This is a genomic window from Streptomyces sp. NPDC107559 (genome assembly GCF_055657365.1).
This window is the reverse complement of sequence record NZ_JBVKBD010000028.1, coordinates 21613-34633: the sequence shown is the minus strand read 5'-3', so window position 1 is coordinate 34633 and position 13021 is coordinate 21613. Positions and strand designations below refer to the sequence as shown.

Below are 13021 nucleotides of genomic sequence, written 5' to 3'. Positions count from 1 at the left end.
CGGCGGATCTCGCCGAATCCGGAGTCGGCGAGATCCGGCGGGCAAGGCGCCGGTTGCGGGGATGCCGGCGACGTTGAGGTCTTCGACCACGACGGTGCCGTACTCGGCTGCCACGGCGGTGGTGAGCTTGTGGAGGGCGTCGGCGCGGAGGTTCGCCACCCGGTGGTGAATCCGGTTGCGGGCGGCGTCGGCCTTCTCCCAGCGCTTCGAGGGCTTCTGCCCGGTGCGCCGGTCGGGGCCCTGGCGCCGGGAGACGACGCGGCAGGCGCGGCGCAGTTCCCCGAGCGCCCGGTCGTAGTGGGCCGGGTTGGCGACGGTGCGGATCTTGCCCATGCTGTCGGCCATCACTTCGAGGCTCTTCACGCCGAGGTCGATGCCGACCGCCGTGTCCGGGCGCGTGACGCGCACCAGGTCTCGCCCGACCTCGGTCTGGAACGAGGCGAACCAGCGTCCGCGTTCGTACCGGACGGTCGCGGACAGGATCCGGGCCGTCCCGGCCTGCAGACGGGCCAGGAGGCTGCCGGTGGGCTCGTGGGTGCGGATCGTGCCCAGGCGAGGCAGGGTGACGTGCCGGCCGTCGGCGTCGATGCGGATGGTGCCGGTGGTGAACCGGCAGGCCAGGCGCGCCTTCCGACGCTTGGCCGGAGTCGGTCTCGGCGTCCGTCCCGGGCTGGTGGTGCGGTCTTCTGGCGTCGCCGGCTCGCGTGGCGCACCCCGTCGAGCACGCGATCGTTCCCACCGGGCTCGCGCTGGAGCCGTCCCGGGATCCGCCTCACGGTGTGCTGCTGCTTCGGCGGTGCATCCCAGCCGCCATCGTCCAGCGGTCACCGGCCGGTCGTCTTCCTGAACGGCTCCGACCCGGGTGAGCGCCGCAGCGGCGCCCGGTGCGGGCCGGGCAGGCTCGGACGCAGTGCCTGGTGTATCGGCCGACGGTGGACCGGGTACGTGCGCCCCGGCAGCCCTCACGCCCTGGCCTGCGGTGGATCGGCAGGGCCAGCTCTTGCGTGGATCACAGGCTGGTCGGGGCGGGAGCCGGTGGATGGCGGGTGGGCCGGAAAACGCCGGAGGCGGCGGTCCCGGGGAGGGGACTGCCGCCTTCGGTGTGTGGCGTGGTGCCGTTCTGTTTAGTACCAGTGGTGGGTCTGCCAGAAGTCCCAGGCCTGGGCGGGGCTGCCGTAGCGGGAGTTCATGTAGTCCAGGCCCCACTTGATCTGGGTGGCGGGGTTGGTCTTCCAGTCGGCACCGGCGGAGGCCATCTTCGAGCCGGGCAGGGCCTGCACGAGGCCGTAGGCGCCGGAGGAGGAGTTGGTGGCGGTGTGGTTCCAGCCGCTCTCGTGGGTGACGATCTGGTTGAAGGCGTTGTACTGGGCCGCGTCCGGGATCATCCGGTGCGCGATCGCCTGAGCGGAGGAGGCGGACGTCGTGCTGGCCTGCGCGGGGGCCGCGGCGAGGGCCATTCCGGCAGTGGCGGCGGCCACGGCGACGACGGTGAGGGCCTTCTTCGGGCTGGCGATGCGACGGATGGTGGACACGGACACAGAGAGCCTCTTTCTTCGGGGACAAGGAGGTCGCTCGCTCGCCGGGACCGGGGGGTGCGTGGGTCTGGCATGCGTCGGCACCGCGACCCCGGGGGGTTGTGGTGCCTGGCGACGTCCTCAAGACAAGCAGGCCCGAGAAGCGTCCGCAATGACCCCTTTTACTAGTTGTGGCCGCATTAGGGTGTTTGCCGACTGGTGTGAGCTAGCTCTCAATCTGCAGGTCAGAGGCAGTAGCGTCACTCGCGCATATCCCTTTTACTCCACTATCGCGGGTAGTGGGTGACATGGGTCATGTGGGGTGCTTCACCGGTTCCGCCACGCTGCGTGCACAAAGGTTCACGGTGCGGGTGGGGTGCCTGTGACCGCGGTCTCGAAGGCGGCCGGCATGGCGGCTTGGCGTGCGGTGCGGCGCACCGGTGCCAGCACCGGCACGGAGGCGACCCCGCCTTGAGCCGGCCGCCACCGGGGGCACCCCGGATACCGAGACCGTCACCGGCACACACCTCTGCGGCACTGTCGCCACCCGGTCCCGAGACCGTCTTGCGCGGGCGTCCATACGGATCGCCCGGCCGAGTGCGGAGGATCGGCGGGCAAGCGGGGATGCGTGTGCCTCGTGCCGATCGCCCAGACGGATGCCGAGGACGGCCTTGACCGGGTTGCCGCGGTCGCTCCCGTTGCCGCGCCGGCGCGCCTGGCACGGCACCCCGGGGTGTGCTCGGCAGCGTGATCGAGTCCTGGCCGGAAGCGGTTCGGGCCTGGCGGTACCAGGAGGTGGAGGTGAGGGAACGAGGGCGTCGGGCTTCGCCGTCGGCGGGGGCTCTGCGCTGTGCCGGGTTCGGTGGAAACTCGGCGCCCTTGTCCGGGCCGGCGCCCTCTTCGAGAACGGACACCTCGTTGAATGCCCCGCGGAACCCGCCGCAGCGAGACACACCTCAACCGGCCTACGACTTGCGACAGTTGCTCATGGAACCAGCGCCGATGGCGCTACGCTGCTGTGCCGTGCAGGAGACGCGTCTCGACACTGCTCGTATCCGGGCGGCTCGCTGGGTGATCGACCCGGTCTTTCGCGACACTCCGCTGTACCGCTGCGAAGCTCTGGAGCCCGGCCTCGGGTGCGCGGTGAGCATCAAGCTGGAAACGGCGAACCCGGTCCGCAGCTTCAAGGCCCGTGGCACCGAGGTAGTCGCGAGCCTGCTCGCTGACCGCGGGCCGCGCGCCATGGTGTGCGCGAGCGCGGGCAACCTCGGCCAAGCCCTCGCGTGGTCCGGCCGCGGCCGAGGACTCGACGTCACCGTCGTGGCATCCCGCTTTGCCACTCGGACCAAGCTTGATCGCATCCGCGCGTTGGGCGCCGGATTGGAGTTGGTGGACGGCGACCACGAGATGGCCCGCGAGCGGGCGGCGGCCATCGCACGGTATGACGGCATCCGGCTGGTCGAGGACAGCCTGGACATCGAGACCTGTGAGGGCGCGGCGACCATCGGCCTGGAGCTGGTGGACACCGCGCCGTCGTTCGACGCTGTCCTGATTGCCCTCGGCGGCGGGGCGCTGGCCACCGGCGTGGGTCATGTGGTGAAGGCATTGGCACCCGAAGTCGAGGTGATCTGCGTCCAGCCGCTGGGCGCACCGGCGCTGACACACTCGTGGCGCCAGCGGCGCGTCGTCACCACCGACTCGACCGACACCATCGCCGACGGCGTCGCCGGCCGGCGTCCCATCCCGGCCGTCCTGGACGACCTCCTCCTGGTCGCTGACGACGCCGTCCTGGTCCAGGAGGCGTCGATCATCGCCGGTATGCGGATGCTCCTCGACCACGCAGGCCTCGTCGTCGAACCTTCGGCCGCGCTCGGCATCGCGGCGATCCTCGAAGACCGTGACCGTTTCGCCGGCCGACACGTCGTCACCATCGTGTGCGGCAGCAACGTCGACGTAGACGCTTATCACCAATGGGTAGGCGCGGCTCCCACCCACAGGTCTTGACAATTGCCCCAGCGGCGCACGTTCGGTGTGCGGAACTCCACCACGCGCTGGCGTGGCCGGTCGACCTGGACTGGTTGAGCGGGTGGATCTCCACGCGGGTGCCGCGGCCGTCGCGGTTGAGGCGGGCGAGAAGGTAGCGGGCAACGTTCTCGCGCCGCACGGCGCGGTAGGCATGCTCGATGCGCTCCAAGTTCCGCCTGGACGGCGAGCGGGCGCCTTCCAGCCAGGCACGCAGGGTACGGGCGGTGACGGTCAGGCCGGCCGCGTGGGCGCCGGCACGGACATGGTCCGTGCGGGTGAGGTAGTGCAGGCGGGCCAACAGGCCGCGGCGGGCGGTAACGGGGGTGGCGATGGAGCCGCCGAGCGCGTCCAGCTGACGGGCGACAGCCTCGTGGCTCTTGATGCCGCTCGCGCCGTACCTCCCCCGTATGCCGTTTGTGAGCGGACCTCGACTGTAGTAAGGGCCGCCTGCCCCCGGTACCGGAAAATCACGGATTGCCCTGGGGATTTGGCGGAGCACAGCGCCGGTGGGCAGGCCATGTACGCCTGCGCCGCCCAGGCGCTGCATCGGCACTTCCGCCGGGCGCCCGCCTGGCCCCGCTCGGAACCCGGCCCACGCTCCTTCTTGAAAGGCACACTGCTGCTGATGGCAACAACCACGCAACGCCTCCTCGGCCTCGCCGCGGCCGCACCGGCCAGCCCCGACGAGGACCTGGTGCTGCTCCTGCGCGAAGCAAGCGAGTTGTGCCAGCGGGGGTTTGCCGACCTGCGCGACACGGTTGCGGCCCGCTTCGCCGGGCTGTCCGGCGGGGATCTGGTGGCGGCCGCGACCGCGGCCGGCATGCCGTGCGACGCGTCCCGGGACCGCGACGAGCTGGTCCTGATGCTCGCCATGGCCGAATGGGAGATGACTCCGGCAGCCCTGGCCTACTCGGAGATGGCCCAGGACGCGGCTCGCCGCGGGGTGTGCCTGATCCCGGAGGAATGACTTCTCCCCGCGCCGGTGCCCTGTGCCATCGAATCCTCGAGGGTGTGACATCGAAGTCTGAGTGACCGCTTGTCGGTCGACCTGGCTGGCCTACGGGCCGTGTCAGTCAGGGGCGGCAGACTGCACGCACGGACGATTCTCACGACACCGATCGCCGCGTTCGTGCCGCGCCGGCCTGGGTCCGGTCGATGGGCGGCCCGCTGATCGTCGTTCCGGAGTCCTCGGTGAACGCCTGGGGCGGGTGCACGCAGGACGGATCCGTCCTGGGAAATGCCGATGGGCGGGATGACTGCGACCGCGCCTGCGAGGTGGAGGGCTGGGCCGGGGTGATCATCGTAGGCGCGGAAGCTGCCACGGTTCTCGTTCTGGCCGATGAACCTGCAACGACGTGCTTCCTGCCCGAGAAGCTGCTGTTCGTGAGGTGGCTGGCTGCGGACTCGGAGGCCGAGTTGTTCTCGGCGGCCGAGGCAGTCATGGCCGACCCGGACACCGCATGGGACGACGGCGGGCTGTGGGTCACCGATGGCCCGGCAGTATTGATGGACTCGGCCGAAGCGGGCGCCGATCTGGGAGTGGACTACCCCGATGGAGGCCGACCGGACCAGGCTCTGGTGAAGCTTCCGGCCGGCCGGTGGAGAGTGCGTGCCGTCCATGAGACAGACCCCATTCCCGTGGGTGGGTGTGGTGCAGCTCGTCGCCGAGGACGGCCCGGCCTGACGACCAGCAACCCGCATCACTCAGTCTTCGCTGGCACAAACCTCGATGACGCAGGACAGCCGGTCGTCAATATCGGCGCGCGGCCCTCCCCAAGGTCCTGACGCCGGCCGGCCTGTGCCAGGACCCGATCCTCCACGAGGCGTTGGAGAGCGCCGCCCCCTCAGACCGATGCGGTTGTTCGGCATCACCGAGCAGACCGCCATGCGCTACGTCACTGCCGCCCACCCCGAGCGCGCGGCCAGGCTGCCCCGGTAGTCGGAGTGGCGAGCCGTGTCAGCAGCAGTGCCATGGCGGTGGCCGCGACGTTCAGCGCCATGTTCCTGCCCGAAGACACGGTCCCCTACCTAGAACCACATCTCCATGCATGCGTCCGTCGCCTGGCGTACGGCCGTCGGCTCGGCCCACAGCAGTGTGGGCAGGGTCCTCGTCCACTCCGCATGGTGCAGCGCGAGGCGAAGCCAACGGCACGCCTCGTCCCAGGGGGCGTGCTCCGCGAGGAGGAGGTACGCCTCGATCGCCCGATCGCCGCGGGCATCGATGCGTACGGCCTGTGCGACGGCCCGGTCCAACTCCCCCATGAGGACGTATTCCTTGACGAGGGCCAGTCTCGACCGGTCGCGGTCGTCGGAGCGGTCCATGGCATCGACGCGCGCCTCGGTCTCATCGTAGCGACCGAGGTCGAGGCGCACCCCGGCCAGGTCCGCGAAACAGTCCGCCAGCGTCAACAACTCGGGGACAGCGTCGAGTTCCGTCTCCGTCTCGGCGAGCCAGCGCGCGGCCGGGTCCCGGTCGCCGAGTGCGATCCTGGCCCGCGCGACGGCGGCCTGCGCCCGGACGGCCGCGGCCCGCCAACGGGATGCCGTGTCGGTATCCACCGCATCGGCGCCACGGGCCTTCACCAACTTCAGCGCCTCCGCCTCGACCGCGTCGGCGTCCGCAGCGGCGATCTCCAGCAGGTGTGCCGCCCAGGCGCGGTCGTGCTCGTCGCTCGACTCGGCCAGTGAGCGCACGATGCCTCCCAGGGCCACGCAGCACCGGTCGACACCGGCCATCCGCTTCACCGCCTCGACGGCCAGACCGTAGTCCCCCCGCTCCGTGGCCGCCTCGGCCACGTCGGGCCACGCGTGCTGACACTCCTCCTCATCGCAGCCTGCCATGAGAATGAGAAGGCGTTCCGATTCGCCGGCCCTGATCATGCGCCGCGCCAGGGACGCCAGGTGCAGGCCCCGCACGAAGGCGTGCTCCGGTCGTCGGGCCAGGGCAACCGCCTCCTCGTACTTCCCGAGCGCAGCCAATGCCGTCGCTTCCTCACTCTCCCCCAAGGGGTCCTCGGGAACGGGCCGGGGCGGCAGGACGGCAAGCAGCGCCCGTGCCTCCTCCGGTCGATCGTCGTCGGCGAACGCTGTGATCGTGCGGCACACCATGGTCCGCTGCTCGCGGATCGTGTCGCTGTCCTGTCCCACGAACGTGAGGTCGTGCAGCAGGCTCTCGGCCTCCTTCCGCCGCCCCGCGCGCCACAGGGTGACGGCCACGCTGGTGAGCAGGTCCACTCTGAGGGACGGCTGTTGTGCGGACCGAGCGACCCCGTCGGCGCGGGCGAAGTCGCCCGCGCGCAGCAACCCGTCGACCACCTGGCCCAGTTCCCGCGGCCAGGTCTCCTCGACGGCGACATCAACGGCCCGTTCGAACTCTCCCGCCTCCACCAAAGCGCCTACGAAACTCTGCCGGGCATCCATTTTCGCGCCCTCGGTGCTGAGTGTGCGCAACAGGAGTTCTGCCCGGTCGTATGCGCCATCCTCGGCGAACGCCCGGAGCATGCCCTCCCGGATACGGTCCCCCTCCTCGGGGTCCGCCCGGGCGGCGGCCAGCGCCTCGGCGCGTTCGTGCTGTCCCGCCGATACCAAGGCGCAGCCCAGCTGGTTCCAGGACCGCGACGGGATCGGGCCGGTCGCCGCCCGCGAGGCGAGCGTCACGGCACGGTCGAACATCCCGGACCAGGCCAGTCCCTCGACGACATGGCCCCGGTCCTCGGCGGACTCGGCGACGCGCACCGCCTCGTCGAACAGAGCCAGGCCGGACGGCTCTGCCTCCGCCTCGCGCCTGGCGTAGGCGACCTCGGCGAGCCCAGCCGCCCGGCCTCGTCCGACGATGCTCCGTGCCAACGACTCGGCCCGCTCGAACTCACCCCGGTCGGCCAGAGCGCCCACCACTTCCGCCACCGCCAAGGTCTTCGGTTCGGCGTCCCGAAGGTCGGACAGCACGGACTCGGCCGCATCGACCTCCCCCGACCACACCAACTGTTCGACCAAGGCGCCCAGTTCGGCTTCGCGCAGCCACTCCTCCGCAGCGTTGCGCTCCAGGGAATGGGCCCGGTCGGTCTCTCCCAGCGTGACCCAGGCGTGCCGAATCGTGCGCAGCGCAGAGAGGTGGCCGATTCTGCCGTCCCGGCCGTCCTCACGTGCCGCGCGTTCCGCGTCGGCCAGCAGCCGCCGTGCCTCCTCCCGCTCTCCGTTCGTCCCAATCTCCAGGGCGATCTCCCCCAAGGCCACAGCCCGCCAGCACAACAGGGGCAGGCTGTGGGCGAGCGCCTCGGCACGGTCGTGCCAGCCGATCCTCGCCCATGCGGCAGGACGGCCGACAGCGATGCCCCGGCCACGGCGCTGGAACTCGTCGCGGCTAATGGCCAGTGCCAGCATGTCCGGCAGGGTCGTTTCACCGTCGCCCTCGAGCAGCGCCTCCTGCGCCGAGCGGATCTCCGCGAGGGCCGCCGCGTTGCCGCCCGTGGCCTCCCACATACGGGCCTGCCGGTCCCGGTCCAGCGCAAGTGCCGTCATGCGATCCGCGTCCCCGATCGACCGGAGCATCGCGAAGTAGCCGCGCAGCAAATATGCCGGCGTGTCCACAGGCCAGCCCCGCCTGCCGTACTCCTGCGCCCAGTCGTGCAATCGCTCGCGCTGTCGGCCGAGTTCGCGGGCGCCCAGCATCTCCTCCGCGCGTGCCCTCAGCTCTTCGTGCGCGAGCAGATACAGGCCATCCCTGGCGGTGAAGGTACGCCCGGCACGGGTGCGCAGCGCGTCGGCCACCCGGAACGGCGAAGCTTCGGTGAGAGCGGTCAGGTCGCCTGCCGACAGGCCCCCGCCGGCTGCCGTGACGAGGGCGAGCAGGTCGTACTCCAGACCATGAGCCTCCAACAGGTGCTTGAGCTCCCGCTCGGCCTCCGTACGGATCGCCCGCGCAGCCGGCGAGACGGCCAGCTGACGGACCACGTCCGGCGCACGTAAGGGGTGGCCATCCAAGACGTCCGGGGGCAGCGGCGGATTGAACCGCCCCGAGACGACCACCCGCATGCCGGGCTCGGGAGCCCTGGGCAGCAGGCTCGCGATGCTGTGGGCACCGGGGCCGGTCGTGACACCGCGGTCCTCATCCAGCCCGTCCACCAGGAGGATCAGGCGTTCGCCGCGCCCGGCGCAGGCGCGGGCCGCCTCCCCGTACAGGCGGAGCAGGTGCGCCTCCCGGGTCGCCTCGGTCAGGTACGCCGGAAGTCCGGCACCCGCCAGTTCCGCCAACTGCTCGAGTACGACGTCGACATAGGCGACGACATCGTTGTGAGTGCCGAGACGGCCGGTGACGAAGAACGGCACGACCCGTACTCCGGGCGGCGGATGGAGCGCGAACCAGGAGAGCAGGGCCGTCTTGCCCGCCCAGGCATCCGCTCGCCACCACACGTGGGACGGACCCGACTCCGCACAGCAGAACGCTGCCAGTTCGGCCAACTCCCTCTCGCGGCCGACGAGTCGGCCCGGTGCGATCCGCCTCACCTGTTCGCCGTACGACGACCGGACAACGGGCGCGAGGACGACGTGATTGTGATCCCCCGTGACGGCGACACCGACGTCCCCGCCCGCCGTGACCGACCGCTTCCCCGTACCGCGCATGCCAGCATGGTGCCCGTCGCAGGGCCGCCGAACCCGTAAGCGCCGTCGGAGCGGGGAAGGATGCCGTCATGAAGGCCTTGATGTGGACCGGTGTCGCGCTGTGCGGGCTGGGCGCGGCAGCGCTGTTGGTGGGCGGGGCCCTGGATGTCGCCACGGCCGATCCCTGGGCGAGCGTGGGTGGAGGGGCCGCCGGACTGGTCGGTCTGGCACTCACCCTCTACGCGGCTCTCGGTCCGCGTGCCGGCTCTTCCGGCTCGCAGGTACGCGCCGAGGGCGAACGCTCGGTCGCCGCTGGCGGGAACATCGGCTCTGTGACGACCGGCGACAGCGCGTTACCGCCCGCTTCCCCGAGGATGCCGCCGTCGTCGTCCGCGCCAGCCGGTCCGGTGAGCGCGTCGGGTGACCGTTCGGTCGCTGCGGGCGGCGACATCGGGACCGCCTCAACCGGTGACCACTGAGTGACGCCGACTCGACCGGTCACCCCCGAACCACGCCGGTCCACTGACATCGGTTCGTCAGGGTGAACTGTCGCGAAGTCCCTGATAGGCCCGCTGCGTTGGCTGTATCTCGTGGTGTGTGAAGTATGCGGATGGCGGCAGTCTGACCGCTGCGGGGCGACGGCGGCGCCGGGAGACGGTGCGGATGCAGACGGGCACTTGAGCTGACTGTCGCTCCTCGGCGAGACAGGGAAGCAGTGGGCGTGGCTGTCGGCGTTCACTGGTGGCCACTTGCTCCGGCTCGTGCCTCCTGGAACCAGCGAGACCTGGGAGCCGCACCGGTACGGCACGTGTCTGGGCAGGCCGCCCCAGTTCGCTCTACCGTCGATGGCGCAGACGAATCCCGGACCGCACTGGCTGCGCCCGTGCCGTAGCGACCGGCTCGCGCCGCCGACGCTCCTGCGCGACCTCCTCGACCGGTTCCAGCCTGGCCCAGCACCGCACGAGGAGATCCTCGCGAACATCCTGTGCACCATCACCTGACCTCCCCGCACGGCAGCTCCACGGCCCGCTGCGAATCGGGTTTGCCGTGGTTTACGGGCTTCGGCTTCCCGAGTGTTCGCCGTGCCGCATCCGAGTGGCTATCTCGCAGGCCAGTGTGGGTTCGGCATGCCGTCATCGCTCATGTGCGCCCGCTGCCAGACCTCCTTCCAGCCGTAGGGGAGCTCCGGCACCAGCCGGTGCTGCTGCCCGCACGGACACGGCGACGGCGCCCACGCACACCCACGGCACAGCTCGACCCAGACGTGCCCGGTCGAGTTCGGCTCCAGCGGTCCCTCGTCCCCGCAAGCCGGGCAGCCGGACAGATCGGCGCCGTCCAAAAGCGCGTTCTGCCGCCGGACGTACTCGGACAGTCGCAGCGACGGGTGGCGAAACGGGTCGTCGAACCAGGCACGCTCCGGGCTCTCCCACCAGTTCCGCAGCCACCACGGCCGAGGGTTCGGTACAGCCCGCCGCCCGGCCTGCTTCTCCGCCCGACGCTGCACGGCGTACTCCTTTGCCCGCACGAGCCACAGCACCCGCGCCTCGTGCAGTTCCTCCACCGCCCGCGCCAGCGCGTCCGGGTCCGCCTCCAGCCGCCGGGGGATCGCGGCGCTGAGCGTGAGGTGGTGGTACGTCGCCCGCAGGCCGTAAGGAGCGAAAACGGTGAGGCAGGTGCGCAGCGCGCTGTGCCGCCGGTGGAGGGGAAGCCGGGCGTCGTGCACGTACGCCCGGTGGGTCAGGAAGCTGGTCACTGTGTGAACTCCAGATCCAGTGCCCGGGCCAGGGCGGCCGTGACGGCGGCGGCGTGTGTCGGCAGGTGCTGTTCGGCCCAGGTTCCGGCGAGGCAGAGGAAGTCCCGCAAGTCCGCCTCGGCACCGGCGACGAGCGCGCGCACCTGGTCCACCGGCAGCTCGATCACCGGGCTTCCGTCCTTCGCGTAGGCGTCGAGAGTCAGCCGGACGGTGTCGCCGACACGTTCGGCCGCCGAGGACGGGTCGTGGCCGAAGTAGGAGCAGCCGTCGCCGTCCAGCACCTCCTGCCAGTCCCGCCAGGTCTCCAGGCCGTTGCAGCAGCCCGGCTCGACGAAGACGGTGCCGCTGGCTATGTCGGTCACCCGCAACCCGCCGGCGGCGAACAGGTCCGGCATGGTGAGCAGCCCGTGCAGGAACGCGCCGAGCGGGTCGGTCGGGCACGGCCCGTGCTCCTCCTCCGGCTCGAAGCCGTTGGAGTCGGCGATCCGCATGACCGCCGTGCCGACCTCCGCCGGAGTCAGCTCCCCCGTCCAACACGAGGTAGTCGTACGACCCGTGCTCGCCAACCGGCCAGAGCGCGAAGCCGTCGGCAGCGAGGATCTCCAGAACAGGTTGCATCACGATCACACCGAGATGATGCCGAACCCGCTGACACACCACCACGGGCTTTCCGCCGGACCCGCATCCTCACCCAGTCGTGACCTGCATCAATCAGCCGAAAACACTGCCCTCATTGCCAGAGGTCAGCTCCGTCGCGCCCGCTGGGATCCGTTGTCAGGAGGTCTTCATGCAGGCCCGACAAGGCCCTCCCAGTCGGAGAGCCGTCTTCGTCCGACTCCATGACCACCCAGCCGACCTCCGCACCCGACACGTTCACATCGCCGCCGGCGTCCAGCTCGTCGAGCGTCGCGAATACGGCCTCATAGGCAACGGCTCGGACCAGGCGAACAAGGTCCTCCCGGTCCGCTCCGGCGGCAAGGAGGCGTTGCGCGGCCGGCAGTTGATCGAGCGAGCACGGCACGGTCCAGCCGTCGATCGCACCATCCCACAGGCTCCGCAGCAGCACGAATCGCCCGAGCTGCGGAAGGTCTTCCATGACCTCCGACTTGATCAAGTCAACAGGATCGGTGACGCCGAGGGCGCTGAACCGGGCACGCAGCGAATCCGCGGCAGCCTTCTGTGGCCCGGCCAGGCTGTTCAGCCATTCCTGCCAGGCTTGTTGAGGATGACTCACCGCAACAGCATGCCCTACGGTCGGGAGGCGGGGCGATCGGCGCATCTGTCTCTGCCGGCGCATCAGGCGCTGGGATTCATGGAACTGCGGCCAGAGCCCGAAATCGGTTCTGGCCGCAGTTCCGTGAACGATCTTGAAGATGAGCGTCAATGCCGGAATGCTGACGTGGGTGGAGAGCAACGGTGCAGACGGGTGGGCTTCGATCCATGACGCCCTTCGCCAGGTGTTGTCGCTGCCCGTATCGCGTCTGGTGACCGCGGAGTCCCGCATTGCTGTCGAGGCTGCCGAGCGATGGGACCTCCCGGAAGGCGACCGGGCTGCTCTGTATGAGTGGGGTTTGCCACGGACGCCGCTCTTCACGCCTCGCCAGGCTGACATGCTCCCCACAGTTCTGCCCAACAGAGCTGGAGAGCACGAGCGCCGCCTGGTCAAGGACGAACAACGGCTCTACGACCTGGGCTACTGGGGGTCCGATCCGAGCAGTTGTGTGGCTGGTGTGGTTCCCGGGGAAGGCCGCGTTCTGTGCCTTCTCCCTGCGCCGATCACCATCGACGACATGCCGGAGGTTCTCCGGCCGTACAACCAGGGCTTCCATAAGCCTGCGGTCTGCGTCTTCAGTTCCTCTGTCGCCCAGTACGTCGAGACGGCCTGGCGGTGGCAAGCGGCCCTGCAGATCCTGCAGCAGATTGAGGAACCTGAGTACACGGTTGGAGAGGCGGAGTCCATGCGGCACTACGACCGCGTCTACTCGTGCGTGGAGCTTGTGGTGGACGCGGCACGACACATCGATCCTCAAGCAGAGGCCGACGATCTGCCGTCGGTCTGGATTGAGTTGATCCGCGAAAACTCTGTGTGACCCGGCGGACGGCACTACTTGACGATCGCGCCCCCTGTCCT

Annotated in this window: 11 protein-coding genes and 2 pseudogenes; 6 read left to right on the top strand and 7 right to left on the bottom strand. The window is 70.2% G+C overall.

The window, feature by feature from the left end; all coding sequences use genetic code 11:
- Positions 1 to 123: 123 nt before the first annotated feature.
- A pseudogene (locus ACZ7OY_RS41540) lies at positions 124 to 408 on the bottom strand (transposase); the annotation flags it as partial.
- Positions 409 to 1124: 716 nt separating this feature from the next.
- Entirely contained in the window at positions 1125 to 1538 is a 414-nt protein-coding gene (locus tag ACZ7OY_RS41535; protein ID WP_472250713.1) for an aggregation-promoting factor C-terminal-like domain-containing protein, read from the bottom strand.
- 999 nt (positions 1539 to 2537) lie between these two features.
- Between ACZ7OY_RS41535 and ACZ7OY_RS41530 the strand changes: the two genes are divergently transcribed.
- Positions 2538 to 3518 (top strand): threonine ammonia-lyase, encoded by a 981-nt coding sequence (locus tag ACZ7OY_RS41530; protein ID WP_472250712.1) that lies wholly within the window; start codon positions 2538 to 2540, stop codon positions 3516 to 3518.
- On the opposite strand, the pseudogene ACZ7OY_RS41525 reads toward ACZ7OY_RS41530, so the two are convergent.
- Positions 3506 to 3948 (bottom strand): annotated as a pseudogene (locus tag ACZ7OY_RS41525) (transcriptional regulator); the annotation flags it as partial. The gene ACZ7OY_RS41530 and the pseudogene ACZ7OY_RS41525 sit on opposite strands and share 13 nt — an antisense overlap.
- A gap of 216 nt (positions 3949 to 4164) precedes the next feature.
- Here ACZ7OY_RS41525 and ACZ7OY_RS41520 point away from each other — a divergent pair.
- Together ACZ7OY_RS41520 and ACZ7OY_RS41515 are read left to right on the top strand one after the other, a co-directional pair.
- Positions 4165 to 4506, top strand: a complete 342-nt coding sequence (locus ACZ7OY_RS41520; protein ID WP_472250711.1) for a hypothetical protein — start codon at positions 4165 to 4167, stop codon at positions 4504 to 4506.
- 188 nt (positions 4507 to 4694) lie between these two features.
- A complete protein-coding gene (locus tag ACZ7OY_RS41515; protein ID WP_472250710.1) occupies positions 4695 to 5324 on the top strand; it encodes an Imm21 family immunity protein in 630 nt (209 codons plus the stop codon).
- Between the two features lie 243 nt (positions 5325 to 5567).
- On the opposite strand, the gene ACZ7OY_RS41510 is transcribed toward ACZ7OY_RS41515, so the two are convergent.
- Positions 5568 to 9158, bottom strand: coding sequence for a hypothetical protein (locus tag ACZ7OY_RS41510; protein WP_472250709.1), 3591 nt, complete (start codon positions 9156 to 9158; stop codon positions 5568 to 5570).
- 68 nt (positions 9159 to 9226) lie between these two features.
- Between ACZ7OY_RS41510 and ACZ7OY_RS41505 the strand changes: the two genes are divergently transcribed.
- Together ACZ7OY_RS41505 and ACZ7OY_RS41500 are read left to right on the top strand one after the other, a co-directional pair.
- Positions 9227 to 9616, top strand: coding sequence for a hypothetical protein (locus ACZ7OY_RS41505; protein WP_472250708.1), 390 nt, complete (start codon positions 9227 to 9229; stop codon positions 9614 to 9616).
- 366 nt (positions 9617 to 9982) lie between these two features.
- Positions 9983 to 10138: a hypothetical protein gene (locus ACZ7OY_RS41500; protein ID WP_472250707.1), complete on the top strand. Its 156-nt coding sequence runs from the start codon at positions 9983 to 9985 to the stop codon at positions 10136 to 10138.
- 98 nt (positions 10139 to 10236) lie between these two features.
- Here ACZ7OY_RS41500 and ACZ7OY_RS41495 read toward each other — a convergent pair whose 3' ends face one another.
- From ACZ7OY_RS41495 to ACZ7OY_RS41485, 3 genes are all read right to left on the bottom strand, one after another.
- Positions 10237 to 10890 carry a hypothetical protein gene (locus ACZ7OY_RS41495; protein WP_472250706.1) on the bottom strand — a complete coding sequence of 218 codons (654 nt, stop codon included), beginning with the start codon at positions 10888 to 10890 and terminating at the stop codon, positions 10237 to 10239.
- The gene (locus ACZ7OY_RS41490; RefSeq protein WP_472250705.1) at positions 10887 to 11381 is read right to left on the bottom strand and encodes a hypothetical protein; all 495 of its coding nucleotides are present in this window, start codon (positions 11379 to 11381) and stop codon (positions 10887 to 10889) included. Before ACZ7OY_RS41490 ends, ACZ7OY_RS41495 begins: the two co-directional genes overlap by 4 nt.
- Before the next feature lie 239 nt (positions 11382 to 11620).
- On the bottom strand, positions 11621 to 12274 hold the full coding sequence (locus tag ACZ7OY_RS41485) for a hypothetical protein (RefSeq protein WP_472250704.1): 654 nt from the start codon (positions 12272 to 12274) through the stop codon (positions 11621 to 11623).
- Between ACZ7OY_RS41485 and ACZ7OY_RS41480 the strand changes: the two genes are divergently transcribed.
- The gene (locus ACZ7OY_RS41480; protein WP_472250703.1) at positions 12264 to 12980 is read left to right on the top strand and encodes an SUKH-4 family immunity protein; all 717 of its coding nucleotides are present in this window, start codon (positions 12264 to 12266) and stop codon (positions 12978 to 12980) included. The genes ACZ7OY_RS41485 and ACZ7OY_RS41480 overlap by 11 nt on opposite strands.
- The last annotated feature ends 41 nt before the right edge of the window (positions 12981 to 13021 follow it).

Bases quoted from the DNA above. Each gene is read 5' to 3' on its own strand.
- ACZ7OY_RS41510 (WP_472250709.1), bottom strand. From the start codon at position 9,158: ATGCGCGGTACGGGGAAGCGGTCGGTCACGGCGGGCGGGGACGTCGGT.
- ACZ7OY_RS41490 (WP_472250705.1), bottom strand. From the start codon at position 11,381: ATGCGGATCGCCGACTCCAACGGCTTCGAGCCGGAGGAGGAGCACGGG.
- ACZ7OY_RS41515 (WP_472250710.1), top strand. From the start codon at position 4,695: ATGGGCGGCCCGCTGATCGTCGTTCCGGAGTCCTCGGTGAACGCCTGG.
- ACZ7OY_RS41500 (WP_472250707.1), top strand. From the start codon at position 9,983: ATGGCGCAGACGAATCCCGGACCGCACTGGCTGCGCCCGTGCCGTAGC.
- ACZ7OY_RS41520 (WP_472250711.1), top strand. From the start codon at position 4,165: ATGGCAACAACCACGCAACGCCTCCTCGGCCTCGCCGCGGCCGCACCG.
- ACZ7OY_RS41480 (WP_472250703.1), top strand. From the start codon at position 12,264: ATGAGCGTCAATGCCGGAATGCTGACGTGGGTGGAGAGCAACGGTGCA.
- ACZ7OY_RS41505 (WP_472250708.1), top strand. From the start codon at position 9,227: ATGAAGGCCTTGATGTGGACCGGTGTCGCGCTGTGCGGGCTGGGCGCG.